The organism is Blastococcus sp. DSM 46786, assembly GCF_900109665.1.
GTDB lineage: Bacteria > Actinomycetota > Actinomycetes > Mycobacteriales > Geodermatophilaceae > Blastococcus > Blastococcus carthaginiensis.
The window spans coordinates 1-25,033 of record NZ_FOAO01000034.1; the positions used below are offsets into that span (position 1 = coordinate 1).

General features: G+C 74.7%; 23 protein-coding genes. 11 read left to right on the top strand and 12 right to left on the bottom strand.

Annotated elements, in window-relative coordinates; genetic code table 11:
- Together BMW62_RS22320 and BMW62_RS21480 are read right to left on the bottom strand one after the other, a co-directional pair.
- A partial coding sequence (locus BMW62_RS22320; RefSeq protein ID WP_139206346.1) for a hypothetical protein occupies positions 1-831 on the bottom strand: 831 nt, incomplete at its 3' end.
- Position 832: 1 nt separating this feature from the next.
- Positions 833-1,423 (bottom strand): DUF6318 family protein, encoded by a 591-nt coding sequence (locus BMW62_RS21480; RefSeq protein WP_139206347.1) that lies wholly within the window; start codon positions 1,421-1,423, stop codon positions 833-835.
- Positions 1,424-1,573: 150 nt separating this feature from the next.
- Between BMW62_RS21480 and BMW62_RS21485 the strand changes: the two genes are divergently transcribed.
- From BMW62_RS21485 to BMW62_RS21495, 3 genes are read left to right on the top strand one after another with little or no spacing between them, the layout of a single operon-like run.
- A complete protein-coding gene (locus BMW62_RS21485) occupies positions 1,574-3,109 on the top strand; it encodes a class I adenylate-forming enzyme family protein (RefSeq protein ID WP_091935589.1) in 1,536 nt (511 codons plus the stop codon).
- A gap of 46 nt (positions 3,110-3,155) precedes the next feature.
- Positions 3,156-4,205, top strand: coding sequence for an LLM class F420-dependent oxidoreductase (locus BMW62_RS21490; RefSeq protein ID WP_091935592.1), 1,050 nt, complete (start codon positions 3,156-3,158; stop codon positions 4,203-4,205).
- Positions 4,202-5,353 carry an acyl-CoA dehydrogenase family protein gene (locus tag BMW62_RS21495; protein WP_091935595.1) on the top strand — a complete coding sequence of 384 codons (1,152 nt, stop codon included), beginning with the start codon at positions 4,202-4,204 and terminating at the stop codon, positions 5,351-5,353. Before BMW62_RS21490 ends, BMW62_RS21495 begins: the two co-directional genes overlap by 4 nt.
- On the opposite strand, the gene BMW62_RS21500 is transcribed toward BMW62_RS21495, so the two are convergent.
- Complete coding sequence (locus BMW62_RS21500) at positions 5,350-5,775, bottom strand: hypothetical protein (RefSeq protein WP_091935641.1); 426 nt, start codon at positions 5,773-5,775, stop codon at positions 5,350-5,352. The two genes, BMW62_RS21495 and BMW62_RS21500, sit on opposite strands and share 4 nt — an antisense overlap.
- A gap of 174 nt (positions 5,776-5,949) precedes the next feature.
- Here BMW62_RS21500 and BMW62_RS21505 point away from each other — a divergent pair, with 174 nt between their 5' ends.
- Complete coding sequence (locus tag BMW62_RS21505) at positions 5,950-6,780, top strand: hypothetical protein (RefSeq protein WP_139206348.1); 831 nt, start codon at positions 5,950-5,952, stop codon at positions 6,778-6,780.
- A 59-nt stretch (positions 6,781-6,839) separates the two neighbouring features.
- Here the strand turns inward: BMW62_RS21505 and BMW62_RS21510 are convergent, their stop codons facing one another.
- Entirely contained in the window at positions 6,840-7,874 is a 1,035-nt protein-coding gene (locus tag BMW62_RS21510) for a glutathione S-transferase family protein (protein WP_091935643.1), read from the bottom strand.
- Positions 7,875-7,954: 80 nt separating this feature from the next.
- Positions 7,955-8,383, bottom strand: a complete 429-nt coding sequence (locus tag BMW62_RS21515; protein WP_091935600.1) for a DUF1810 domain-containing protein — start codon at positions 8,381-8,383, stop codon at positions 7,955-7,957.
- A gap of 21 nt (positions 8,384-8,404) precedes the next feature.
- On the opposite strand from BMW62_RS21515, the gene BMW62_RS21520 reads away from it, so the two are divergent.
- From BMW62_RS21520 to fmdA, 6 genes are all read left to right on the top strand, one after another.
- Entirely contained in the window at positions 8,405-9,022 is a 618-nt protein-coding gene (locus BMW62_RS21520) for a TIGR03086 family metal-binding protein (protein ID WP_244524212.1), read from the top strand.
- Positions 9,023-9,132: 110 nt separating this feature from the next.
- Entirely contained in the window at positions 9,133-9,441 is a 309-nt protein-coding gene (locus BMW62_RS21525; protein ID WP_091935608.1) for a hypothetical protein, read from the top strand.
- Between the two features lie 107 nt (positions 9,442-9,548).
- Positions 9,549-10,958, top strand: coding sequence for a DUF4407 domain-containing protein (locus BMW62_RS21530; protein WP_091935611.1), 1,410 nt, complete (start codon positions 9,549-9,551; stop codon positions 10,956-10,958).
- Between the two features lie 195 nt (positions 10,959-11,153).
- On the top strand, positions 11,154-11,648 hold the full coding sequence (locus tag BMW62_RS21535) for a hypothetical protein (RefSeq protein WP_091935614.1): 495 nt from the start codon (positions 11,154-11,156) through the stop codon (positions 11,646-11,648).
- A 170-nt stretch (positions 11,649-11,818) separates the two neighbouring features.
- A complete protein-coding gene (locus BMW62_RS21540) occupies positions 11,819-12,100 on the top strand; it encodes a zinc ribbon domain-containing protein (protein WP_091935617.1) in 282 nt (93 codons plus the stop codon).
- A gap of 20 nt (positions 12,101-12,120) precedes the next feature.
- Positions 12,121-13,374 (top strand): formamidase, encoded by a 1,254-nt coding sequence (gene fmdA / locus BMW62_RS21545; RefSeq protein WP_091935620.1) that lies wholly within the window; start codon positions 12,121-12,123, stop codon positions 13,372-13,374.
- 12 nt (positions 13,375-13,386) lie between these two features.
- On the opposite strand, the gene BMW62_RS21550 is transcribed toward fmdA, so the two are convergent.
- Together BMW62_RS21550 and BMW62_RS21555 are read right to left on the bottom strand one after the other, a co-directional pair.
- Complete coding sequence (locus tag BMW62_RS21550) at positions 13,387-15,318, bottom strand: primary-amine oxidase (RefSeq protein ID WP_091935624.1); 1,932 nt, start codon at positions 15,316-15,318, stop codon at positions 13,387-13,389.
- A gap of 63 nt (positions 15,319-15,381) precedes the next feature.
- Positions 15,382-16,812 carry an amidase gene (locus BMW62_RS21555; RefSeq protein WP_091935627.1) on the bottom strand — a complete coding sequence of 477 codons (1,431 nt, stop codon included), beginning with the start codon at positions 16,810-16,812 and terminating at the stop codon, positions 15,382-15,384.
- Between the two features lie 126 nt (positions 16,813-16,938).
- Here BMW62_RS21555 and BMW62_RS23035 point away from each other — a divergent pair, with 126 nt between their 5' ends.
- Positions 16,939-17,928 (top strand): helix-turn-helix transcriptional regulator, encoded by a 990-nt coding sequence (locus BMW62_RS23035; protein ID WP_211435239.1) that lies wholly within the window; start codon positions 16,939-16,941, stop codon positions 17,926-17,928.
- A gap of 147 nt (positions 17,929-18,075) precedes the next feature.
- On the opposite strand, the gene BMW62_RS21565 is transcribed toward BMW62_RS23035, so the two are convergent.
- The 5 genes from BMW62_RS21565 to BMW62_RS21585 all read right to left on the bottom strand — a co-directional run.
- Positions 18,076-18,807 (bottom strand): plasmid pRiA4b ORF-3 family protein, encoded by a 732-nt coding sequence (locus BMW62_RS21565; RefSeq protein ID WP_091935630.1) that lies wholly within the window; start codon positions 18,805-18,807, stop codon positions 18,076-18,078.
- 117 nt (positions 18,808-18,924) lie between these two features.
- Complete coding sequence (locus BMW62_RS21570; protein WP_091935633.1) at positions 18,925-19,251, bottom strand: type II toxin-antitoxin system PemK/MazF family toxin; 327 nt, start codon at positions 19,249-19,251, stop codon at positions 18,925-18,927.
- The gene (locus BMW62_RS21575; RefSeq protein ID WP_091935635.1) at positions 19,251-19,490 is read right to left on the bottom strand and encodes a ribbon-helix-helix domain-containing protein; all 240 of its coding nucleotides are present in this window, start codon (positions 19,488-19,490) and stop codon (positions 19,251-19,253) included. The genes BMW62_RS21570 and BMW62_RS21575 overlap by 1 nt, the downstream gene beginning before the upstream one ends.
- An 83-nt stretch (positions 19,491-19,573) precedes the next feature.
- The gene (locus BMW62_RS21580) at positions 19,574-24,067 is read right to left on the bottom strand and encodes a cation-translocating P-type ATPase (RefSeq protein ID WP_091935638.1); all 4,494 of its coding nucleotides are present in this window, start codon (positions 24,065-24,067) and stop codon (positions 19,574-19,576) included.
- Between the two features lie 106 nt (positions 24,068-24,173).
- A partial coding sequence (locus BMW62_RS21585; RefSeq protein ID WP_211435240.1) for an HNH endonuclease signature motif containing protein occupies positions 24,174-25,033 on the bottom strand: 860 nt, incomplete at its 5' end.

Here is a 25,033-nt window from a genome sequence, read left to right on the forward strand (position 1 = left end):
GCCGGGGACGTCGGTCTCGGCGCTCCCGTCGACGGTGAAGGTGGCGCCCCAGGTGACGGTGAGGGAGGCGGTGTAGGTGCCCGACCGGTAGGAGTGCTCGATGCTGTGGGCGGGATAGGGGGCGCCGGGGTCGGTGGTGGTGATCGGGCCGCCGGCGTCGCCGGTGTGCCAGGTGAACTGTTCGGCGGTGGCGTCGATGACCACGGTGAAACCGCGGATGTCGACGGTGAAGGTCTGGGTGGTCGGGGAATCGGTGTAGAAGATCACCGGCAGCCCCGTGAGGCCGTTCCCGGGCGGCTGGTGCCGGGTCATCAGCTGGGGCAGCGGCAGGCGCTGAAAGTAGCGGAACACCTCGGCAGGTGATGGCGGTGGGTTCAGCGCCGTGATGTCGATGCAGGCCCGCGTCCCGACGATCCAGGGGCCCACCTGGGTGCCGACCGGCGCGCCACCGGTGGGAAAGCCGTCGATGGTCGTCGTGCCGTCAGGTCCCGGCAGCGCCAGACGTCGTTGCTCGGCGACCAGATTCTCTACGACCCGGTCGGGCGGGGACGGGCACTGGAGGAAGTCGCTCGGCCGGCATCCACCGCTTTCACGATCACTGACGACACATGGGCGGGACAGCCGGTAGGTGTACGGGTGCTCGACCGGAGCGCTGTTGGAAGCCGCCCATGAACCACCCGGCCTCTGCTCAAGGTATGTCGCGGTAAGAGAACCCGGGCCAGTCGTGACATCTGGCCCGTCGCAGTCGAGTCCTACACAGGCCAGGGCCGGGGCTGCACCGCCCACGATAAGTCCGATCAGGAAGACGGCCGCGACGACCAGTCGCCGCACGTCAGCCCACCGTCAATCCGGTGATGACCCAGCTCTGGAGGTCGTCTTTCCAGAGCAGGCTCGCACCTGACTGCAACATTTCAGGGCTGGCCGCGGATCGATCCGGGACGACCTGGCCGCTCTCGTCCACCGCAGTGATGGGGCCCTGTACATATGCAAAGCCGACCTCCGCCATGTCGCCGTTGACGAGGGCTGGTCCGTACTCGTTGAACTCGTACGTGTACTCGGCATAGCTGTAGTTGGCGGCGACGTCAGCCGCCAAGGCCTGGGCGATCTGGTTGCAGGTGCGGCAGTCTTCGCTGAGTCGGAGCAGCGGCTGCGGATCTCGGGCAGTCATCGCCAGGTGCTTGGTGAGAGCCACGTAGTAGCGAACGAACTCCACGGCGGCACCGGGTGTATTCACGCGCGCCTCGGCAGGGACCGGGAAGTCCGCCGGCCCCAGGGGCGGGAGCGCCTCGGTGGTCGGCGCGGCGGCCGTCGTCGGCAGGGTGGTGCTGGCTTCCTGCTTCTCCGAACACCCCGTCAGCAGCACGGTGCCGGCCAGCACGCAGCCGAGCGTCGTCCGGATCAGGCCCCCACGGAGATCACGCACAGCGGGAGACTACGCAGAGTTCGGCGGTATCCGGTTCCGTAACTGTGGACAGCCCGCCCGCGCCGCCGGATCGGGTGACGCCCCGGCGCACGAGACCTGGCTCACCGGCGCACAATCCGGAGCCGACACCACCGCGGACGGGGGAGAGGCATGGGCACGCACAGCACCGCGACGGGGACCAGCCCCTTCGACACCAGCGGCATCGAGCTCGGCGCCGACGGCATCCGCCGGTACGTGAACCTGTCGCAGAACGTCGTCCGGGTGCTGGCCGAGCAGGCCCAGCGGCACGGTGACCGCACCGCCATCGTCGAGCTCGGCGGCGGCCGGCTCACCTACGCCCAGCTCTGGGAGCGGGCCAGGCGCGTCGCCGGTGGCCTACGGGACGCCGGCGTCACCACCGGCGACCGGGTCGCGGTGCAGCTGCCCAACGGCGTCGACTGGGTGCTCGCCTTCTGGGGCGCCCAGCTCGCCGGCGCCGTCGTCGTCCCGATGAACACCCGGCTGGCCCCGGCGGAGGCGGACTTCATCCTCGCGGACTGCGGCGCCGCCCACGTCGTCCGCCCGGGCGAGCCGCTGCCCGACGGGGGGCCCGGGGAGGTCCCCGACCCCCAGCACACCGACGTCGCCGCGCTCTTCTACACCAGCGGCACGACCGGTCGCCCCAAGGGCGCGATGACCACCCACGAGAACTTCCTCAGCAACATCGAGTCGGTCATCCGCTGCCGCGAGCTCAGCCGCGACCCCGACGCAGCCCACGCCACGCTCATCTCGGTGCCGCTGTTCCACGTCACCGGCTGCAACTCCCAGTTCCTCACCCAGATCGCCCTGGGCGGACTGTCGGTGCTCATGCCCCGGTTCGACGCCGAGGCCTTCCTCACCGCCATACCCGAGCACGGCATCACGCTGATCACCAGCGTCCCCACCATCTACGAGCTCGTGCTGCGCCACCCGGACCTGGGGGCGACCGACCTCTCCACCGTCCGCACGCTCAGCTACGGCGGCGCCCCCATCGCCCCCGAGCTCGTGCACCGGCTGCGGACGGCGTTCCCGAACGCCCGGCTCGGCAACGGGTTCGGCCTCAGCGAGACCAGCGCGCTGGCCACCTTCCTGCCGCACGAGTACGCCGAGACCCACGCCGACGCCGTCGGGTTCCCCACCCCGGTCGACGACGTCGACCTGCACCGGCCCGACCCGGTCACCGGCGTCGGAGAGCTGCTCGTGCGCGGGCCGAACGTCGTCGCCGGCTACTGGGGCGACCCGGCGCGGACCGCCGAGACGTTCCAGAACAGCTGGCTGCACACCGGCGACCTCGCGACCATCACCGACGGCATCGTCCGCATCGTCGACCGCGCCAAGGACATGATCAACCGCGGCGGCGAGAACGTGTACAGCGTCGAGGTGGAGAACGCCCTCGCCGAGCACCCCGACGTCCTCGAGGTGGCCGTCGTCGGGGTCCCCGACCCGGTGATGGGGGAGAAGGTCGGCGCCGTCGTCCTGCCGAAGCCCGGCACGGATACCGCCCGACTCGTCGCGGACCTGTCCGCCTTCGCCCGCGAGCGGCTGGCCGACTTCAAGCGACCGCAGTTCGTCCGGGTCATCGACGGCCCGCTGCCGCGCAACGCCGGGGGCAAGGTGCTCAAGGCCCCGCTGCGTGAGGCCGAGGGCTGGGTGGCCGTCCCCCGGTAGCGCTACGTTGCCGGGGGCCAGACAACTCGGCGACAGGAGCACTCCCGTGCGCATCGGCATGCCCATCTCCTACAGCGCGCGGTTCGACGAGACCGCCGCCGTCATCGCCGAGTACGAGGCGGTGGGCCTGGACACCGTCTTCGTCGCGGAGGCCTACTCGTTCGACGCCGTCAGCCAGCTCGGCTACCTGGCGGCCCGGACGACGACGGTGGAGATCGCCTCGGGCATCCTCAACATCTACTCCCGCACCCCGGCGCTGCTGGCCATGACCGCCGCCGGCCTGGACTTCGTCTCCGGCGGCCGCTTCACGCTCGGCATCGGGGCGTCCGGGCCGCAGGTGGTCGAGGGCTTCCACGGCGTGCCCTACACCGCGCCGCTGGGCCGCACCCGCGAGGTCGTCGAGGTGTGCCGCACGGTGTGGCGGCGGGAGAAGCTCGATCACCACGGGAAGCAGGTCGACATCCCGCTCACCCCCGAGCGGGGCGGCAGCGGGCTCGGCAAACCGCTGAAGCTGATCAACCAGCCGGTGCGGCCACGGATCCCGATGGTGCTCGCCGCCATCGGGCCGAAGAACGTCGCCCTGGCCGCCGAGCTGTTCGAGGGCTGGCAGCCGACCTTCTTCCTGCCCGAGGGCAGCGCGACGGCGTTCGGCGACGCGCTCGCCGACGGCACCGCCCGGCGCGATCCCGAGCTCGGCTCGCTGCAGATCGTCGTCGACACCCAGCTGCTGATCAGCGAGGACGCCGACGAGCAGGCCGCCGCGTTCGACCGGGTGCGGGCCCAGCTGGCGCTCTACGTCGGCGGGATGGGCGCCCGCGGCAAGAACTTCTACAACGACCTCGCCGTCCGGTACGGCTTCGTGGACGAGGCGCGGACGGTGCAGGACCTCTACCTCGACGGGCGCAAGGACGAGGCGGCGGCCGCACTGCCGGAGGAGTTCGTCCGCGGGGTCTCCCTCGTCGGGCCGCGCGGGCACGTCGCCGAGCGGATCGCGGCCTTCCGCGAGGCCGGCGTGACGACGCTCAACGCCACGCCCCTGGCCGCCGAGCACGCCGAGCGGCTCCGTGCGATCGAGACGCTGAAGGCGCTCGCGTGACGGCGCTGCCCGCCCACGAGCAGGAGTTCGTCGCGCTCACCGCCGAGTTCGTCGACCGGCGGGTGCGCCCGCGGGTGGCCGAGTTCGAGGCCGAGGACCGCTACCCGGACGACTTCCTCGAGGAGATGAAGGCGCTCGGCCTCTTCGGGCTGCTGGTGCCCGAAAAGCACGGTGGCAGCGGCGTGAGCACCGCCTGCTTCGCGCGCGTCACCGAGGAGCTCGCCCGCGGGTGGATGAGCCTGGCCGGCGCGATCGGCGGCCACTCGGTCATCTCGCACCTGCTCGCCACCGTCGGCACAGACGAGCAGCGGACGCGCTACCTGCCGCGCATGGCCACCGGCGAGGTGCGCGCCACGATGGCGCTCACCGAGCCCGGCGGCGGCAGCGACCTGCAGGCGATGCGCACCCACGCCGTCCGCACCGACGACGGCTGGGCGGTCACCGGCAGCAAGACCTGGATCTCCAACGCCCAGCACTCCCAGCTCATCGGCCTGCTCTGCCGCACCGACCGCGACGCCGTCCCGCCGCACACCGGCATGAGCGTGCTGCTGGTGGAGCCCGGCGAGGGCCTGGAGATCTCGGCGAAGATCCCCAAGCTCGGCTACCGCGGCATCGAGGCCTGCGAGCTGACCTTCGACGGCATGCGGGTGCCGGACGGCGCCGTCCTCGGCGGGGAGCCCGGCCGCGGCTGGGTGCAGATGATGCGCGGCCTGGAGGTGGGGCGGGTGCAGGTCGCCGCCCGCGCGGTGGGGGTCGCGCAGGCAGCGCTGGCCGCGGCCACCCGGTACGCGCAGGAGCGCGAGTCCTTCGGCGTCCCCATCTGGAAGCACCAGTCGGTGGGCAACCTGCTGGCCGAGATGGCCACCAAGGTGCAGGCCGCCCGGCTGCTCACCGCCGACGCCGCCGAGAATCTCGACGGCGGCGCCCGCGCCGACATGGAGGCCGGCATGGCGAAGCTGTTCGCCTCCGAGGCCGCGATGCAGGTCGCCCTCGACGCCATGCGAGTGCACGGTGGCTACGGCTACTCGAAGGAGTTCGACGTCGAGCGCTACTTCCGCGACGCGCCCCTCATGATCCTCGGCGAGGGCACCAACGAGATCCAGCGCACCGTCATCGCCGCGCAGTGGATCGCCCGCCACCCGGTCTAGCGGCCCCATCCCTCGACCAGCGGCAGGACGGTGCCCGCGGCGGCCACGTGCAGGCTCCAGGTGCCCGCCACGACGTCGTCGTCGAGCACCGACCGCAGCTCCGCGGCCCAGAACTCGTCCTCCGCGGTGACCACGGCCTCACCCGGCCGGCACAGCGCCAGCGCCAGGTGCCCGGTGCCGCCGAGCTGGTCGTCGACGACCGAGGCGTGCACCTCCCGGAGCCCGACCAGCAGGGCGGGTTCCGGGAGGGCGGGGAGGTCGTCGACGGGGACGACGACCGGCAGCTGGCGGCCGTCGGCGTCGAACCAGGTCAGCCACAAGCTGCGGGCGGGGAAGGTCGCGGGGTCGAGCACCGACCGCCAGCGGTCGGTGAGCTCGGCGGCGGAGCGGACGCGGGCATCGGCGAGCGGGGAGGTCGTCATGCCCGACACCGTGGCAGGTCGCGGGGACCCGCCACGGCGTTGTCCACAGGTGCCCCTGTCCCCACGCGAGCACGACCTGCCGGTCGAGAAGTGCTGCGCCAGGTGATGGACGCGGGCTGTCCGGGGTGGTCTGATGCGGCGGCCAACCGCCTGCTCACCCACGGGGAGACCTCCTTGCCGACCACCCGACGCCTCACCGCCGTCTGCAGCGCCACCGCCCTCGCGGGGATCCTGGCCGCCGGCCCGGCTCTCGCGGCCGGGACGGTCACGATCACCCCGGAGGAGGGGGCGGACTGGTACTTCAGCAGCACCCATTACGCGGAGACCGGTGCGCCGACGCCCACGACGGGCATCGGGGACGTCGTGGCCACGCCCGAGGCCGGGAGTGACCCGTGGGGGACTCACGTCTACCAGCTCGCGGTCGACACCTCCCAGAAGGCACGCCTGGAGACCAGCCTCCTGAACGGCCGTCCGCTGGCGGAGCTGAACGGGGTCATCTACTCCACGTACAGCACCGGCCTGCCCGGCTACGGCCCGTCGATCAACGTGACGATCGACCCGGAGGGCGAGGACGACTTCGTGACGCTGGTGTGGGAGGCCAACAAGGCGGGCTTCGCGATGGCGGACGGGACCTGGCAGGACTGGGACACCACGACCAGCGCCGGCAGCAGCGCGGGGGGCTGGTGGACGCCCAGCATCCAGCCGTTCAGCTCGGCGACCCCCGGCTCGAACCGGACCCCCACCGACCTCGCCACGCTGGTCGAGTTCTACGGCGAGGGATCGACGATCACCGGGTTCGCGGTGAACGTGGGGCGGCACGGTGCGATGACGGCGTACGTGGACGGCATCGGGATCACCGTGGGCGGGGACACGACCACGTACGACGTCCAGCCGGCCGTGCGGCTGACCGGCAAGCAGGACTGCAAGGACGGCGGCTGGGCCACCAGCACCGTCCCGGTGTTCCGCAACCAGGGCGCCTGCGTGAGCCACTTCGCCAGGCGCTGACCGGCTGACCGCACCGGGTTCCGCCGTCCGCAGGACGTCGGGACCCGGTGCGGGGCCCCTCAGCGGTGGCCGATGCCCCCGGGGCCGTGGTCGGCCGGCACCCGCTCCCCGGCCGGCGGCGGGCCGGGCGGCGTGCCGTCGCCCCACGGCCGGTCGCTGAGCTGGTCGCGGTTGTGCTGCATCAGCCAGCCGGAGGTGTCGGGGCCCTGCGGGATGATCTGCGTCGGGTTGATGTCGGCGTGGACGACGTAGTAGTGCTCCTTGATCTGCGGGAAGTCGATCGTGTCGCCGAACCCGGGCAACTGGAACAGGTCGCGCGCGTAGGCCCAGAGCACCGGCATCTCACTGAGCTTCTGCCGGTTGCACTTGAAGTGGCCGTGGTAGACGGTGTCGAACCGCGCCAGCGTGGTGAACAACCGGATGTCGGCCTCGGTGACCTGCCCGCCCATCAGGAAGCGGCGGTGCTCGAGCCGGTCGCTGAGCCAGTCCAGCGCGGTGAACAGCCGATCGTAGGCCTTGTCGTAGGCGCGCTGCGAGCCGGAGAACCCGCACCGGTACACGCCGTTGTTGACCTCCTGGTAGATCCGCTCCATCACCTCGTCCATCTCCTCCCGCAGGTGCTCGGGGTAGAGGTCGGGTGCACCCTCGCGGTGGTGGGCGGTCCACTGCGTGGAGAGGTCCAGGGTCATCTGCGGGAAGTCGTTGGTGACGACGGCGCCGCTGGGGACGTCGACCATCGCCGGCACCGTGATGCCGCGCGAGTACCCCGGGTCGCGGGCGAGGAAGGCCTCCTGCAGCCGCTCGTAGCCCAGCACCGGATCGCGGCCGCCGGGGTCGAGGTCGAAGGTCCAGCTGCGCTCGTCGTGGGTGGGCCCGCACAGCCCCATCGAGATGACGTCCTCGAGGCCCAGCAGCCGGCGCGCGATGACCGACCGGTTCGCCCAGGGGCACGCCCGGGCCACGACGAGGCGGTAGCGCCCCGGCTCGACCGGCCAGGGGCTGGAGCCGTCGGCGGTGATGCGGTCGGAGATGTACTTGGAGTCGCGCGTGAACTCGGCTTCGACGTATCCGGATCCGCTCGTGTTCTCACTCACCGGGGGGCCGTGCCCGGTGCCGCACCGGCTCACACGCGGGCGGTCTTTGCGTTCCGGTGACCGTGGTCGCCGCCGCGCGCCTACGACGGTCGGAGGCGGCTCGTCGTCGCGTCATCCTCGGCGCCGCCGAAGTAGTGGTCGAGCACCTCGCGGAACACCGGCTGCCCGGGGTCGGCCTGCGCGAACAGCGTCATCGACGAGCGCAGCTTCTGGGCGTCGACCGGGCCGAGCACGGCGACGGCGTCCTCGGTGTCGAGCGCGGTGAGCGCCCGGGCGCACTCGACCAGCCGCCGCCCCAGCACCGGGTACGCCAGGTACGCCCGGGCCTCGTCGAGCCCGGAGATCGCGTAGCGCTGCGCCATGCCGCTCTTGCCCAGGCCCTCGACCTGCGGGAAGACGAACCACATCCAGTGGGTGCGCTTCTGGCCGGCGCGCAGCTCGGCGAGCGCCTGGTCGTAGGTCTGGGTCTGGGCGTCGACGAACCGGCGGAGGTCGAAGGGATCGCTCACCGGTCCAGCCTGCCGCACGCGATGAGTTCCGGTGTCCCCGGCCGTCCCATCCGCATGGAGACGACGACCGTGGACCTGGGACCGACGACGACCGAGCTGGCGCGGGTGGTGGCAGGCGTGCGGGACGACCAGCTGCGCGACCCGACACCGTGCTCCGGCATGCCGGTGGCCGGCCTGCTCGACCACCTGCTCGGGCTGGCGCTGGCGTTCCGGCTCGCCGCCGAGAAGGCACCCTTCGACGGCGGCCCGTCGGCGGACGCGGACGCCCTCGCGCCCGATTGGCGCACCCTGCTGCCCGCCCGCCTCGAGGCGCTGACCACCGCCTGGCGGCGACCGGGTGCCCGGGCCGGTGAGGCCGAGGTGGCCGGGGTGCGGATGCCCGCGGCGGCCATGGCGCTGGTGGCGCTGGACGAAGTGCTCGTGCACGGCTGGGACCTCGCCGCCGCCACCGGGCAGCCCTACCGCCCGGACCCGGCCGCGGTGCAGGCGTGCCTGGAGTTCGTCGGCGACCGCAGCGACCCGGCCGACGACCCCGAAGGCCTGTTCGGGCCGGTCGTGCCGGTGCCCGACGACGCGCCCGCCCTGCACCGGCTGCTCGGCCGCACCGGCCGCCACCCGGGGTGGAGCGCACGCGGCTGACGTCCCGTCCCGGTTCTCGTGTCGAAGCCGTGTCATCCCCGGTCCCCGGTGCGTGGCGAGCGACGCCGGTGGGCACCGGAGGGCCAGGTACGCGAACCACGGGAGGACCGATGCGCAGGACCACACGCGCGCTCGCCGGCGCGCTGCTCGCCACCGGCCTGGGCCTCAGCGGCTGCGGGGGCGACGACGAGGCGGACGTCAACGAGGGCGTGACGGAGGAGCAGTTCGAGGAGGACGAGGTCGGCTCGGAGGACCCCGTGGACGGCGGTGACGAGGACCCCGACGGCACCGACCCGGGGACCGGCGGCCTCGACGAGGACGACGACACCGTGCTCGACGAGGACGTCCCGCCCGGGCAGACCGATGACAACAGCGTCGACGGGGAGGACGGCACCCCGAGCACCGAGGAAGGGATGTGACCTCCGGCGGGGCGAGCCGGATCACGGTGCCGTGACCGGCTCGGCCTGCCGATGAGCACTCGTGGGTGACGGTCCTTCTCCATCCCCGTCACCCGGGGGTGCACTGCATGAGCGAGCGACGACGGCGCATCGGCGACGGGCTGGCCGTCCTGGCCGGCGCGCGACCGGACGTGCTGGCCGCCGCACCCGGGGCGCGGCAGCGGTTCGTGGCGCTCGGCGGTGTCCTGCTGAGCACCGGCGCGCTGGCCGCGGTCTCCGCGGCCTTCGCCGTCGGCATGGCGCTGGGCGTCTGGTGGCCGCTGGCGGTGCTGGTAGGGCTGGGCTGGGGCGCGGTCGTGGTCAACCTGGACCGGATGCTGCTGGTCGGCATGGCGCACGACTCCTCGCTCAAGCGGAACCTGGTCATGGCCGTGCCCCGCGTCGGGCTGGCGCTGGTGCTCGGCGTCGTCGTCGCCACGCCGCTGACGCTGCAGGTGTTCAGCAAGGAGATCGACACCGAGATCGTGGCGATGCAGGCCGAGGCCGCCGACGCGCACCGCGTGGCGCTGGAGTCCGACAGCCGCTTCGCCGGCCTCCCCGACCTGCGCGAGCGCATCGCCACGCAGGAGGCGGTCGTCGCCAGCGGGGGAGTGGCGGACCCCGGGCTGGCGGTGGTGCGCGCCGGCGTCACCGGGAAGCAGGCCGCCTACGACCGGGCCGTCACGCTGCAGCGCGAGCTGGACGCCAAGGCGCAGTGCGAGCTGGACGGCACCTGCGGCACGGGTGACGCCGGGACCGGGGAGGCCTACCTGCAGGCCCGGGCCGCGGCCGACGCGCAGACCGCCGTCGTCACCGCGGCGCGCGCCGAGCTCGACGCCGCGGTCGCCGCCGTCGCCGCCGCCGAGGGGCGCAGCGCCGCCCTCGCCGGCTCCTCGCTGGACGCCGACCGGGCCGAGCTGACCCGGCTGACCGCCGAGCTGGACCGGCAGCAGGCCGCGTTCGACGTCGAGAACGAGGGCTCGGGCGGCATCCTGCTGCGCCTGGAGGCGCTGGACCGCCTCGGCGACCGCAACATGACGCTCGCCGCCGCGCAGTTCATGCTCTCGCTGCTGTTCATGTGCGTCGAGGTGCTCCCCGTGCTCATGAAGCTGCTGCTGAACTTCAGCCCGCCCACCGCCTACGACCGGCTGGTGCAGCTGCGCGACTCCGGCGACGTCGAGCTCGAGGAGATGGCGCAGGAGTCGCGGCGCACCGTCGCGCAGGCGAAGGAGGAGCTGCTGGTGCTCGCCGAGCGGGAGCGGGTCGACCGGCAGAAGGAGGCGATCCTGGCCCGCCGCCGGGCCGCGCTGGCCGAGGTCGCCGCCCGCACCGAGGCCGCGCGGTCGCAGCCGGAGGCGCCCGCCGCCGAGGAGCCGGCCGAGGCGCCCCGCCAGCTGTGGGACACCGGGCCCATCCGCGAACTCGCCCGCAGCGCCGCCGTCCGCACGGTGCGCTCGGTGCGCCGCCGCCCGGCCGACCGGACGCCGACCACCGTCTGATCCCCGCCGGCGCCCCGGACCTCCGCGAGGTCCGGGGCGCTGTGCGTCCGCTGGCAGTTCGCCGTGGATCGCCGCCCGTGGCGCGGTGCTGTGGCAGGGTTTCCCGCATCAGCCGGCCGGCCCCCCCGGCTCCCCCGGGTGCCCGCGCGCCGCGGACCCGATGACCCGCTTCCCCCCGATGAAGGACGTCCTCCCATGAGCACCGACAACCCGAACCCGACCGGCGCCACTGCGGGCCCGGGCCGCCCCGACCCGGCGTACGTCCCGCCCGTGCCGGCCGCCGCCGGGCCCACCGACGGCACCGGCGCCGGCGTCCTGCCCGGTGGGGTCGTCCCCGGCGCCGGCGTCCCCGGCGGCGCGGCACCCGCCCCGGACGGGCAGCAGGGGAGCGAACCCGGCTGGGCGTCGCGCAACAGCGGCCTGCTGATCGCCGCGCTCGTCGCGATCGTCGTCGCGGCGATCGCCATCGCCGGGCTCATCCTGTGGCGCGGCGGCATCGACGACGACAACGCCGCCACCGAGGCCGCGGTCACCCGGGCGCTGGCCGAGCAGGGCGGCGAGGTCGAGACCATCGAGTGCGACGGCGACACCTGTGCGGCGATCATCGGCGGCCAGGCCTACACCGTGCTGGTGCAGGTCGACGAGGACGGCGAGCAGCACTTCGGCGTCGGCGCCTACACCGGCGACTGATCCGGGCACCTCCACCAGCTGGCGACTGATCCGGGCCCGTCCGTCACGACGCGCCCGACCACGATGGGGTGATCCCTCCTCGGCTGGCCGCGCCGTGGTGTTCCCCCGAGGCTCGGGTCGGGCACCCGCCCAGCCGGTGGATGTTCGCCGACCGGACAGGAAAGGTCGTCATGGCCGTCTACCAGTACCGTTGCGTCGACCACGGTCTGCTCGAGGTCGCCCGCCCGATCGGCACCGCGGCCGATCGCGAGCCCTGCCCCGACTGCGCTAGCTTCGCGCCCCGGGTGTTCACCACTCCGCAGCTGTCCTTCGGGTCGGCCGCCAACCGGGCGCTGCTCGACCGCACGGAGCGCACGGCCGACGAGCCGGCGGTCGTCTCCGCCGTCCCCTCCTGGCGAACTCCGCCGCAGGTGGCGACGAATCCGGCGCTCGCCCGGCTGCCCCGTTTCTGACCCACTTCCGGAGGTCCGTGATGCCCGAGGTCGTCTTCCCGCTCGACTCCAGCCGTTCGTTCCGCGACCAGGAGCTGGTGGGCCACAACCGCTGGCATCCCGACATCCCACCGGCCGTCACGGTGCACCCGGGCGACGTCTTCCGGGTGCACTGCCGGGAGTGGTTCGACGGGGCGATCCACGATGACGACTCCGCCGACGACGTCCGGGACGCCCCGCTCTCACGGGTGCACGCCCTGTCGGGACCGATCGCTGTGGAGGGCGCCGAGCCCGGCGACCTGCTGATGGTCGACATCCTCGATCTGGGGCCGATCCCGCAGGAGGACTCCGGGCCGCTGGCCGGGCAGGGCTGGGGGTACACGGGCATCTTCGCCAAGCAGAACGGCGGCGGGTTCCTCACCGACTTCTTCCCCGACGCCTACAAGGTGATCTGGGACTTCGCCGGGCAGACGGCCACCTCGCGGCACGTGCCCGGGGTGTCGTTCACCGGCATCACGCACCCGGGGCTGATGGGGACGGCGCCGTCGGCCGATCTGCTGGCCCGGTGGAACCGGCGGGAGGGCGACCTGATCGCCACCGACCCCGACCGCAACCCGCCGCTGGCGCTGCCGCCGCTGCCCGACGACGCGATCCTCGGGTCGCTGACCGGGGCCGACTTCGACCGGGTGGCCGGCGAGGCGGCCCGGACGGCGCCGCCGCGGGAGAACGGCGGCAACCAGGACATCAAGAACTTCACCCGGGGCAGCCGCGTCTTCTACCCGGTGTACGTGCCGGGGGCGAACCTGTCGGTCGGCGACCTGCACTTCTCGCAGGGGGACGGCGAGATCACCTTCTGCGGCGCGATCGAGATGGGCGGGTTCGTCGACCTGCACGTCGACCTCATCCGCGGCGGGATGGACACCTACGGGGTGAGCGAGAACGCCGTCTTCATCCCGGGCAACGTCGAACCGCGCTACGACCGGTACCTGGCGTTCTCCGGCACGTCGGTGACGGTGGACGGCGAACAGCGTTACCTGGACAGCGACCTTGCCTACCAGCGGGCCTGCCTGCACGCCATCGACTACCTGACGAAGTTCGGTTACACGCCGGAGCAGGGCTACATGATCCTGGGCGCGGCGCCGATCGAGGGCCGGCTGTCGGGGGTGGTCGACATCCCGAACTCGTGCGCGACGGTCTACCTGCCGACGGGGATCTTCGACTTCCCGGTCGAGCCGTCGGCGTCCGGTCCGACCCGCATCGACCCGGGCCAGGGCGTGCCTCGGTCGGGCTTCTGATGCCGGCGTGTGTCAGCCGCAGTGCGAGGAGGTCGACCGCGGCACGCCCAGGCTCGGGTTGCGGTCGAAGAAGCCGACCGGCACGAGGCTGAAGCCGGTCCGGTCGACGGGCATGACGGGCCAGTCCTCGGGCCGCGGGAAATGGGTCAGGCCGAACACGTGCCACAGCACGAGGTCGGCACCTGCGCCGTCCGGACCGGTCAGCGGGCGGTCGGCGGCCGTCCAGCTCGGCAGCCCGCCGGCCCCGGGGTGCTGGTTCACCAGTTCCCCGGCCGGATAGCGCTCCGCGTCGTCGTAGGCGGTGACCCACAGGTGCTTCGCCGCGAAGGTCGCCCGCTTGTGGATCGACGACGATTCGTCGGCCAGCAGCGTCGGCTGCTGCTGCGGGTACAGCGCGTACCCGACCGGCTGGCCGAGCCGGTTGGTGACCGACGGGTTGACCACGTGCCAGGTGCGCCCGACCGAGGCGTCGGCTGTCCGCTGGGCCTCGGCCTCGCGCGTCAGCACGGTGGCCCGGCGGCCGAACGCGTTGCCGTACGGGTTGGCGTCGCTGACCGGCTCCCGGACGGCGTCGACCTCGTGCACCTCGTTGTGCCGCCCGTCGACGGCCATGTCCAGCCGCGCGCAGAACAGGTGCTGGTGGAACGGCGCCCCGAGCCCGGGCGCGACCTCGGTGGCGTACGGGTGCCCGTCGCGGTAGGCGGAGGAGAACAGCACCCCGGTCGCCTTGCACTCCAGTTCGATGCGGCCGTCGAGGTAGAGGTACCAGTAGAAGCCGTAGTCGTAGTTGCCGACCGTGGTGAAGAAGCTGATCACCAGCCGTCGCTGCCGCCGGGTCTCGGCCATGCCGGTGAACAGGTCGGTGTGCTTCCAGAGGACGCCGAAGTCCTCCTCGTGCATGCAGATCGCGTTGCCGATCGTCCGCGGGCTGCCGCTCTCGTCGGCCAGCACCGCGTCGAAATAGTGGATCTCGCCGAGGCAGTCGCAGCCGAGCTCGAGGGAGTTGGTGAACCGGCCGAACAGGTATTCGCCGGTGTCGAAGTAGTTCTGCCAGAACCGCACCGGTGACGGGTCGGCGTAGGGCACCACCATCTCGGCGATCGACGCCCGGTGCACGACCGAGCGGCCGTCGAAGGCGAGCTGGTGCAGCGAGAGCCCCTCGCGGGCGTCGAAGCCGATGCGGAACCGCCAGTCGGCCCAACGCACCTCGTCGTCGTCGACGGTGAAGCTGGGCCCCTCGGGCTGGGTGATCTCGATGGGCCTCAGGTCGGTGCGGGGCGGCTGCGCGTGCGGCTCGGCGTCCCACTGGCCCCGTTCCCCGGGCACCGGCAGGTCGAGCACGTCGTGCACGGCCGTCGCCGTCCCCGCGATCAGGTCGACGTAGGCGACGACGCCGTCCACCGGGTGCGCCCACGGCAGGTCCTGCTCGTCGCGCTGGTGGAAGCCGAGCACGCGGATCATCCGCCGGCCGACCTCGTCGGAGAACCCGTACATGCCGGCCGACAGCGGCACGGCCCGGACGTCGGCCACGTCCAGCCCGCGCTTGCGCATGGCCGCGACCCACCGTTCGTCCTCGGCCAGGATCGGCTCGATCGCCTCGAACTCGGCCTCCAGGATCGGTACCTGCCCCTCGGTGGCGGCGTCGACCACCACGTCGCGGACGACGGAGCGCTGCGTCAGCGAGATCGACAGGTCGCGCGCGTCCCCGGTCGCCCGGTCGAGCAGCAGCACGCGCACCCGGCGGTCCAGCTCGACGCCCGGCTCCCAGGTGAGGACGTCGTCCTTCAGCGGCTCCTCCAGGCCGACGTAGACGAACGCCGTCGACCCGGTGAGCAGGTCGGCGACCAGGCCGCGGACCTCGGTGATCTCTGCGGCCGTGAGCCGGGCGAGCGGGTGGCCGGGCCGGGTGGCGGTGCCGGTGGACGGGACGGACGTCGCGGTCATGACAGCTCCTTCGGGCACGGTGCGCCCCACGCTTCCCCCTGGCGAGGCGGCGGTCAACGGTTGTCAGTGCGCGACGACCGGCGGACGCCGGTCGGCCCACGGCAGCGCCTCCTCGAGCAGCGCGGCGACGCCCAGCAGGGTCTCCTCCGCGGCGGGGCGGCCCAGGAGCATCACGCCCACGGGCCAGCCCTCGGGCGAGGTGGGGCCGGGGACGCTGATCGCGGGGGCGCCGGTGACGTTGGCGAGCGCGGTGAACGGCGCGAACGCGAAGAGCCGGTCGTACCAACCGCGGGCGTCGAGGGAGGCGTCGTCGGCGTCCAGGTGCCCCAGGGCGGTGTTCGGGGCCGCCGCGGTCGGGGTGAGGAGCAGGTCGTAGCCGGTGAAGAAGCCGGCCACGGCGCGGGTGGTCGCGTTGAACGCGCGGTCGGCGGCGTAGAGGTCCAGGGCGCTGAGCCGCTTGCCGTGCTCGGCGCAGGCGAGCGTCGTGTGCTCGAGCACCTCGGCCGAGGGTTCGGTGCCCAGCACGGCGGCGATGCCGTACGCGGCATCGGCCAGGAAGCTGCACCAGGCGACCAGGTTGGCCTCGTCGAAGGCGGCGACGTCGTACGCCGGCGCGGCCTCCTCGACGGCGTGCCCGGCGTCTGCCAGCGCCCGGGCCACCGCCTGCACCGCCTCGACGCAGGCAGCGTCGACGGGCGCGCCGTTGGGTGCGGCGGTGGAGACGGCGATGCGGAGCGTCCCGGACGGCGGGCGCGCGGCGGCGGCGAAGGTGGACGCCGGTGCGGGCAGCAGGTAGCGGTCGCCGGGCTCGGCGCCGTGCACGGCGTCGAGCAGTCCGGCCGCATCGCGCACGGTGCGGGTGACGGCGAACTCGACGCCCAGGCCGAGCAGCGGGTCCTGGTAGTCGGGGGCGACCGTCGTCCGTCCTCGGGTCGGCTTGAGCCCCACCAGCCCGCAGGCGCCGGCCGGGATGCGCACCGAGCCACCGCCGTCGTTGGCGTGCGCCACCGGCAGCGCGCGGGAGGCGACCAGCGCGGCCGACCCGCCGCTGGAGCCGCCGGGGGAGCGGGTGGTGTCCCACGGGTTGCGCGTCGGGCCGTTGGCGACCGACTCGGTGGTCGCGTTGAAGCCGAACTCGGGGGTGGCGGTGACGCCCATGGCGGCCAGCCCGGCGCGGCGGAAGCGGGCCATCAGCGCGGTGTCGTACGGAAAGGGGACGCCGGGGCCGAGCATGCGGCTGCCGGCCCGCTGCGGAACGCCCTCGGCGTGCAGCACGAGGTCCTTGATGGCGAACGGGACGCCGGCGAACCGGCCGTCCTCGTCGTGCCGCAGGGGCCGGTCGAACAGCGGGCCGACGAGCGCGTTGAGCTCGCCGTTCACCGACTCGATCGCGGTGCGGGCGGCGTCGTGGACCTCGGCCGCGCTGACCTTGCCGGCGGTGATCAGCTCGGCCAAGCCGGTGGCGTCGTGCTCGGCGTACTCGGCGACGTCCATGGGTGCTCCTCGTTCTCGCTCGCAGGGGTGCGGGGAGCGTGCCGTGGCCGCGGACGGTCGCGCATCGGTCGAACTGCCGAGTGCACGATGGATGTGCGGTGTGCTCTGCTCGTGCGAAGGTGCGTCATGCGCACGGAGCGGATGGCGGTGGCGCTGGCCGTGCGCGAGGCCGCCGACGCGGTGGCGCGGGGCGAGGGCCCGACCCGGACCGCCCGCGCCGAGACGGTGCTCGGGGCGCTGGAGGCGCTGCTGCCCTGCTGCGGCGCGGCGGTGGAGCGCTGGGACCCGGTCGCCGGCCGGCACGAGACCCTCGCCGCCGCCGGGTACGGTGACGAGGCACTGGCCGCGATGGAGCTCGCCTTCCACGATGACCCGCTCTTCCCCGTCGTCCGCGACTCCGGGCGGCCGCTGCGGGTGCGCGACATCACCCCGGCCGACCGGCGCGGGCCGATGTTCGACCAGGTGATCACCCCGGCGCGGTTCGCCGACGGGGTGAGCCTGTGCCTGTCGGCCGGCGGCCGGTACGTCGGCTCGGTGCACGCCAGCACCGCGGCGGAAAGCGTGGACGACGAGGTGACCGGGTTGCTGCGGTTGCTGTCCGCCGACCTCACCGGGCTGGTCGACCCGCTCGACGGGCTGCCGCTGGCGGCACCGGTACCCGCCGGCGTGGGGGTGCTGTGCTGGCAGCCGGACGGCGGACCGCCGGTGGCGCTGACCGCCGAGGCGCGGCCGGAGCTCGTGGCCCCGGGGTCGCCGCTGGCGGCGTTGCTCGCCCCGACGGCGTGGCCGTCGCGGCTGGGGCGGCACCTCCTGGTGATCCGGGGGGCCGAGCTGCTGGCGGTCGAGGCCCGGCCGGCCGGTCGGTGGGTGGTGGTCGAGCACCGGGTCGCGTCCCCGCCGTCCGGGCTGTCGCGGCGCGAGCTCGACGTGCTCGCCGCGCTGCCGGCCGGGGCGACCAACCGGATGATCGCCCGCGTCCTCGGCGTCACCGAGCGGACGGTGGCCACCCACGTCGAGCACCTGCTGACCAAGCTCGGCGTGGGCAACCGCGCCGGGGCGGCGGCCGTCGCCGTCGAGGCCGGTCTGGTCCGCCTCGCGCCGGACGGAGGGCGCTAGCGCGCCGGGCGGCGCCGCGCCGTGCACCGGTCGAGGGGCTGTGGACGACGGCCGAGGACATCCGCGGCCTGTTCGCCTCATCCCAGGCCCGGCCACCCGTGCGCCGGTCCGGCTCGACCAGCGAGGTCCCCCACCCGCTGCCGCGGGTCACCGACGGCCGAGGGAGCGCAGCCGGTCGTCGACGGCCTCTAGGTCGAAGTGCGCCGGGTCGAACGGGTGACCGAGCTCCTCCAGCCGCTCCACCGCAGCGGGGTCGTCGGGGTGCTGGGCGGCCTGGCAGAGCTCGGCGAATCCCCACGTGCCGCCACAGTCCTCGGGCGGGCCGGCCCGCCGCCCGGCCAGGCACTGGATCGGCATCGTGCCGGGGGCCGGCTCGACGGACTCGACGAGCACCTCGTGCTCCCAGTCGTCGCCGAAGTCGTAGGTGTAGCGCAACCGGTCACCGGTGCGGGGCAGCACCTGCGCGAGGCGCGCCCGCGCCTCGTCCCGCGTGTCGTCGAGCCAGCCGTCGGACAGCTGCTCCGGATCCCCGTACCGGACGTCGCCCACCCGGAAGTCGGCGTCGCCCTGGTTCCCTTCCGTCAGGCTCGCCAGGCAGCGCAGCAGGCCGAGCGACGTCGGCCGGCGCACCTTGCCCGCCTGCCGGATGAGGTCGGCGACCAGGTCGACGGGTGCCCGGACGGCGGCGGGACCGTCGTGGCGGGGGAGACGGGCGGCTCCGAGCACAGCGGACACCGTGATCTCGGCGGAGAGCGTGTCGGCCTCGCGCAGCTCGTGGTCCAGCTCCTGGAGCAGCCGGACGCCAGGGGAGGCCTGCGCGGGTCCGGTGGATCGACGGCTCCGGTTCCGCGGCGTCCGACCTCTGCTCTTCGGGCTCACCCGCTCAGCTTCGCAGCACCACCTCGGGGTGGAGAAGGGGTGTGGTGCCTCACGACAGGTCCGCCCCGTTGATCCCGGGCCCCGCCGCGGAAGGGTCGGGCTCGATCGGTGGAGCGCTCAGCGTGCCCCGCGGGAAGGCATGAGGTCCTCGAGGTCGAAGGCGGCGTGCAGGGCGGCGGTGAGGTGCGGCTCCTGCTCGGGGAACAGGCGGCCGATCTGCCGGCCGAGCGCTGCCTTCGGGATGGTGACGACGTCGTCGCAGCTGATGACGCCGGGGTGGTCGAGCCCGTTGTCCGCTCCGACCGGGACCTCCGTGGAGAGCCCGCGCACGGTGCTGGTGATGGGTGCGACGGTGACCCGGGCGAGGTGGGGGCGCACGAGTTCCCGGGTCAGCACGAGAACGGGTCGGGTCTCGTCCAGCGCGGCGAGATGGATCGGCCGCATCAGCCGAGATCGTCCAGCGGGACACGGGCGGCGTGCTCCGCGAGCGCGTCGAGGTCGTCGTCCTCGCCGTCGGCAGCGGCGAGGATCGCCGCGTCGCGTGCTGCGATCTCGCGGCGACGCTCCCGGTGCAACGCCCGGCTCACCACGGCGGCCCGGGACGGAGCCCGACCGTCGGACACCAGCTGATCGAGGAACTCGACCAGCTCGTCGGGCAGCCGCACGGCGATCTGGATGCTCACGGCGCCGACCGTCCGCTCTGGGATGCACCGTGGTACCAGTGGGCGACCGGTCGCCCCGACCCCACCGGTCGGTTCGGCGGTGCTCAGGACGACCGGCGGGCGACCAGCCCCGGCACCAGCTCGGCGCCCGCGGCACCGGCGGCGGCGCAGCCGAGCACCACCGCCCACGATCCCGGGTCCAGCGGGGTGCAGCCGAAGAACCGGCTCACCCCGGGCGTCTGCACGATCGCCACCAGCGCCGCCAGCGACCCGGCCACGGTGACCAGCACCAGCGGGCTGCGCCGCCCCGACCACGCGGTCTGTGCGAGCTGGGTGGTGATCAGCGCGGCCAGGCCCATCGTGCTGGCCCGCCCGGGGAACAGCGGGGTGGCGCGGCCCACGAGCCAGGCGGCGGTGGCCCCGGCCGTCGTCGCCGCGCCCCGCACGAGCACCATCCGCTGCACCGCCGCGGTGAAGCCCCGGTGCGGCCCGGCCCGCAGGACGGGGGCGAGCGGGTGCCCGGCCAGCGGCCCGTCGTCCTCCCCGACCGCGGCCTGCCGGGGAGCCGCCACCGCGACGGCGAGCGCCGGGAACATGTCGGTGAGCAGGTTGACCAGCAGCAGCTGGCGGGTGTTCACCGGCGCGCGGCCGCCGACGGCGGTGCCGAGCACGGTGAACGCGACCTCGCCGGCGTTCCCGCCCACGAGCACCGACACCGCGTCGCGCACCCGCGACCACATGGCCCGGCCCTCGGCGATCGCGTCGACCAGCCGGGTGAGGTCCACGTCGGTGAGCACCAGGTCGGCGGCGGTGCGGGCGGCGGGCGACTCCGCGCCCTCGACGCCGACGCCGACGTCGGCCAGCCGGATCGCGGCGGCGTCGTTCACGCCGTCGCCGGTCATCGCCAGCGTCGCGCCGGCCCGCCGCAGCGCCTGCACCAGCGTCACCTTCTGCTCGGGGGAGAGCCGGGCGAAGACGGCGGCCCCCGCGACCAGCCGCGCCCGCTCGGCGTCCGTCGCCCGGGCCAGCTCCGCGCCGGTGACCACCCGGTCGGCGTCGGGCACGCCGGCCTGCGCGGCGATGGCGCTCGCGGTCTCGGGGTGGTCACCGGTGGCCACCACCACCCGCACGCCGGCGGCCCGCAGCTGCTCGACGGCCCGCACCGAGGACTCCCGCAGTGTGTCCGACAGCCCGACGAGCCCGCGCAGGGTCAGGTCGGCGGCGGCCTCGTCGAGGTCGTCCGGCGTCCCCTCGACGGCTCGGTCGGCGACGGCGAGCACCCGCAGCCCCTCGCCGGCCAGCTGCCGGATGCGGTCGCGTACCTCGGGAGCAGCGGAGCAGCGGCGCAGCACCACCTCGGGCGCGCCCTTCACGACGAGCCGTCCCTCACGCACGGCGGCGGAGAAGCCGCGGCCGGCGGCGAAGGCCAGGCTCGCGTCGGGCGGGCCGTCCCACGCGTCGCCGGCGGCCTCCAGCACCGCACGGTCGGTCTCGTGCGCGTGGTCGTGGCCGTTGCCCATGCCGGTGGCGGCGAGCCGGAGCAGCTCGTCCTCGCCGCCGTCGTCGAGCGGCAGCAGGCGGGTGACCCGCAGCCGGTTCTCCGTCAGCGTGCCGGTCTTGTCGAAGCAGACGGTGTCCACCCGGCCGAGCGCCTCGAGCACCCGGGCGCTGCGCACCACCGCGCCGCGCCGCGACAGCCGCCGGGCCGCGGCCTGCTGGGCGACGGTGGCGACCAGCGGCAGTCCCTCGGGCACGGCCGCGACGGCGATCGCCAGCCCGGCCGCGACCGACTCGCGCAGCGGGCGGCCCCACAGCACCCCGAGCAGGGTGACCGCGCCGCCGCCGGCGAGGGTGAGCGGGAGGACGGCGCGGGTGAGCTCGGCGAGCCGGGCCTGGACGCCGGCCGGTGGTGCGGCGCCCCCCGCGGCGCGCGCGGCCCGCCCGGCCTGGGTGGCCGGCCCGACGGCGACGACGACGGCCCGCCCGCGGCCGGCGACCACGGTGGTGCCGTCGAAGAGCATGCAGGTGCGGTCGGCGAGCTCGGCCCCCGGCGTGGCGGGCACCGACTTGGCGACCGACAGGGACTCCCCGGTGAGGCTGGACTCGTCGACCTCCAGGTCCTCGGCGTCCAGCAGCCGGGCGTCCGCAGCCACGACGGTCCCGGGTTCGACGAGGACGACGTCCCCGAGACGGAGTGCGGTCGCGGGCACCTCCTCGGTGCCGCCGTCGGTCTCCCGGCGGGCGCAGTGCGCCTGCTCCAGCAGCAGCGACTCCAGGGTGCTCTCGGCGCGCATCCGCTGCAGCCCGCTGACGACGGCGTTGATGGCGGTGACGCTGCCGACCAGCACCGCGTCGGTGACCTCGCCCAGCACGGCGGTGGCCGCGGCGCCGGTGGCCAGGATCGGAGTGAGCGGGTCGGCGAGCTCGGCGCCGACGGTGCGGGCGAACCGGGCCGGCACTCGGACGGTGGGATGGGCGGCGGCCCGGCGGGCGAGGGCGGGCAGCCGGCCCGGTGGGCGCTCGTCGGCGGCCGGGAGGTCGGCCAGCCGGCGCAGGACGTCGTCGGGGTCGAGCGCGTGCCAGGGGGTGTGCACGGTCGGCGCCGGGAGCGGGCGGCGGGCGGCCCGGACGGCGGCGCGGGTGCCGGCGGCCATCGTGCCGGCGGTCGCCCACTTGCCCGGCGTCGTCGCCCGGGCCTGGCCGACGCGGGGGTTGCCGACGGCGGCGAGCAGGCCGCCGAGGACGTTGCCGGTGAGCGCGGCCGCGGTGGCCCGGCGGCTGACCGCCTTCGCGTCGGGGACGGCGGCGACGATCCGGCAGGCATCGGCGAGCCCGGGGTCGGTGACCAGGTCGGCGCCCCACGTCGGGGCCCGGCCGCGCAGCACCGGGGCCACCGCGACGTCGGCGGCCATCAGCGCGGGCCCGTCGGTGGCCGAGACCAGCAGCACGCCGTGCCCGTCGGTCTGCGCTCCCCGCACGACGTCCACCAGCGGCGTGCCCGAGTCGGGAACCTCGTCGGCGAGCCCGGCGACGTCGCGGGCACCGACGTGCCGGGTGAGCACCAGCCGCAGGCCGGCGTCGGCGACGGTGGTGAGCAGCGCCTCGGCGTGCGGGTCGAGCTCGGCGGCGACGGTGACGCTGCCGACCCGGCGGCGGCCCTGCAGCAGCGAGCGCACCTTGCCGCCGGGGGTGTCGTCGCTGCGGCGGACCGGCCCGAGCCGGAGCCGTTCCTCCTCCCCGTCGCCGGTGAGCAGGCGGGTGGCGGCCGACCAGACGGCGGCGTCGTCCCACCCGTCGGCCTCCGCGACGGCCTCGACGACCACCGGCGGGCCGGTGCAGAGGGCGGCGCTGTCGACGACGACGGCGCCGACCCGGTCGAGCCGGCGGTAGACCGAGCCGTCGAGGGGGAGCACGCCCTGCCGGCAGAGCAGCAGGTCGAGCGTGGCGGCGAAGGACTCGCGGCCCTGCACCGCGGCCTTGGGGGTGAGCGCGCGGATGAGGTCGGCGGAGCGGCCCGGGCTGCGGGTGAGCGCGAGCAGGGCGAGCGCCGAGCCGAGCTCGGTGGGGCCGAGCCGGTCGCGGTAGGTCTCGACCGGCCCCCGCGGGAGCGCGCCGGGGCGCGGGCCGGGCAGCGGACCGGGCAGCGGACCGGGCGCGGTGTCGTCGTCCGGCTCGGGGCCGCAGAGCTCCCGCTCGCGGCGGCACCACACCCGACGGCGGGCGCGAACCTCCAGCGCCCGCTGGACCGCCGCGGCGGCGTTGAGCGCCGGCACGGTCGGGCTCTGGGTCAGCGAGTGCAGCAGCGCGCCGGTGCCCTCGAAGACCAGGTCGGTGCCGACCGGGCCGATCCGGTCGGACAGCGCGCGCTTGAGCCACTGCTGGGTGTCCAGCAGCGCCATGACCAGCGTGGCGTGCCGGTGCACCGCCGGGATCGGCAGGTACTTCCCGGCGGTGGCGAACCCCAAGGCGGCGACGTCCACGGCGGCGGCGAGGACGGCGGCGATCAGCGGCTCGACGTCGGCCGGGTGGTCGGGGCGCTGCGGGAAGACGCCGGTGCCGCCGCGGGCCTGCTCGATCTCGGTGACCACGCCGACGACGTCCTCGATGCCCACCCGGCGGGCGTCGACGGCGACCAGCACCCGGCCGACGACGTCGTTGACGGTGGCCCACTCGACGCCCTCGAGCCGTTCCAGCTGGCGGCGCAGGGCCGCGCGGGCGGCGGGGGCGTCGTCGTCGGCGGGGTCCTCGACCTCGATCTGCAGGCGGTCGCCGTCGCGCCAGACCCGTCGCGTGTGCCGGGCCGGCGGGGGCTCCAGCAGGCCCTTCGCGGCGTCGACGAGGTCGTGCAGGTGGCCGCTGGGCAGCGGGTCGGCACCGGTGACGAGGGTGCCGACCGCGCGGGTGCCGGAGACGGCGACCCCGTGCGCCACGTGCAGCGAACCCGCGACCCCCGCGCGGGCGGCGCGGGTCGCGGCCGACGCCGTCCCGCCCACCAGGCCGGCGCCCACGACCACCGGCAGGGTGGCCAGCGCAGCGGCACCGGCGGCCACCTGCGTGGCCTGGCGGGCGGCGGAGCCCAGCCGGTGCAGCAGAGTCATGGCGCCCCCGTGACGACGGTCACTGCACGGTACGCCGGGGGGTGCGTCCAGGCAGGTCCGCGGCCACCGTCGCATCGCCGGGCACCGTGTCGACCACCTGCGGGCCTCAGGTGCGGAGCGGGTCGGGGGGTGCGAGGTCGTCCAGCCAGGGCGGGTCGGGTTCGGGGTCGTGGTACCAGCCGGGCGGGCGGGTGGTGCGGGAGATCCCTGAGGGGGTGCGGACGACGAGCCGTCCGTCGGGGTGCAGGGTGAACGACCAGCCGCGGGCGAAGGTCTTGATGCGGTGGTGTCGCCGGCACAGGCAGCACAGGTTCCAGCAGTCGGTGGGGCCGCCGTCGGCGTAGACCTGCCCGTGGTCGATGTCGCAGCGGCCGGCGCGGCGGCGGCAGCCGGGCATGCGGCAGTGCCGGTCGCGCACGGTGATGAGCCTGTCCTGGGCGGCGGTGGGCCGGTACCCCGGCGTCGGAGGTGGCGGCCGGAGGCCGGGCCCGTCGGGCTGCCCGGGCGGGTGCGCGCCGCGCGTGCCCGTCCCGCGGCGCACGCGCCGACCCCGGCCGGCGGCGTGGGCCAACTCGGCGCGGGTGGCCACCGCGACGGTCTCGCCGGTGACCGGGTCGTCGATCGCGACGTGGACCGACCCGCCGGCCGGTGCCGCGGACAGGCCGAGCATGTCCAGGGAGTCGAGCAGTTCCCGGCACTGGGCGGCGGAGATCAGCTGCCCGTCCAGCTCCGCCGGCGCGGCGCCGGCGGGTGCGTCGGGCCGCAGCGAGGGCAGCGCGGCGTGGAGGGTCAGGTGCGCGGTCACCGGTGGGCGGCTGGTGTCCCACGGCCGCAGGATCAGGTCCAGCGCCGCCGCCGACCGCAGCACGCCGATGGGCCGGTCGTCGCCGTCGGCGCGCATCCACCGCGCGTACTGGTCGACCGCGTCGCGGGCTGCGTGCACCGCCGGCAGCGGGCCCTCGATGA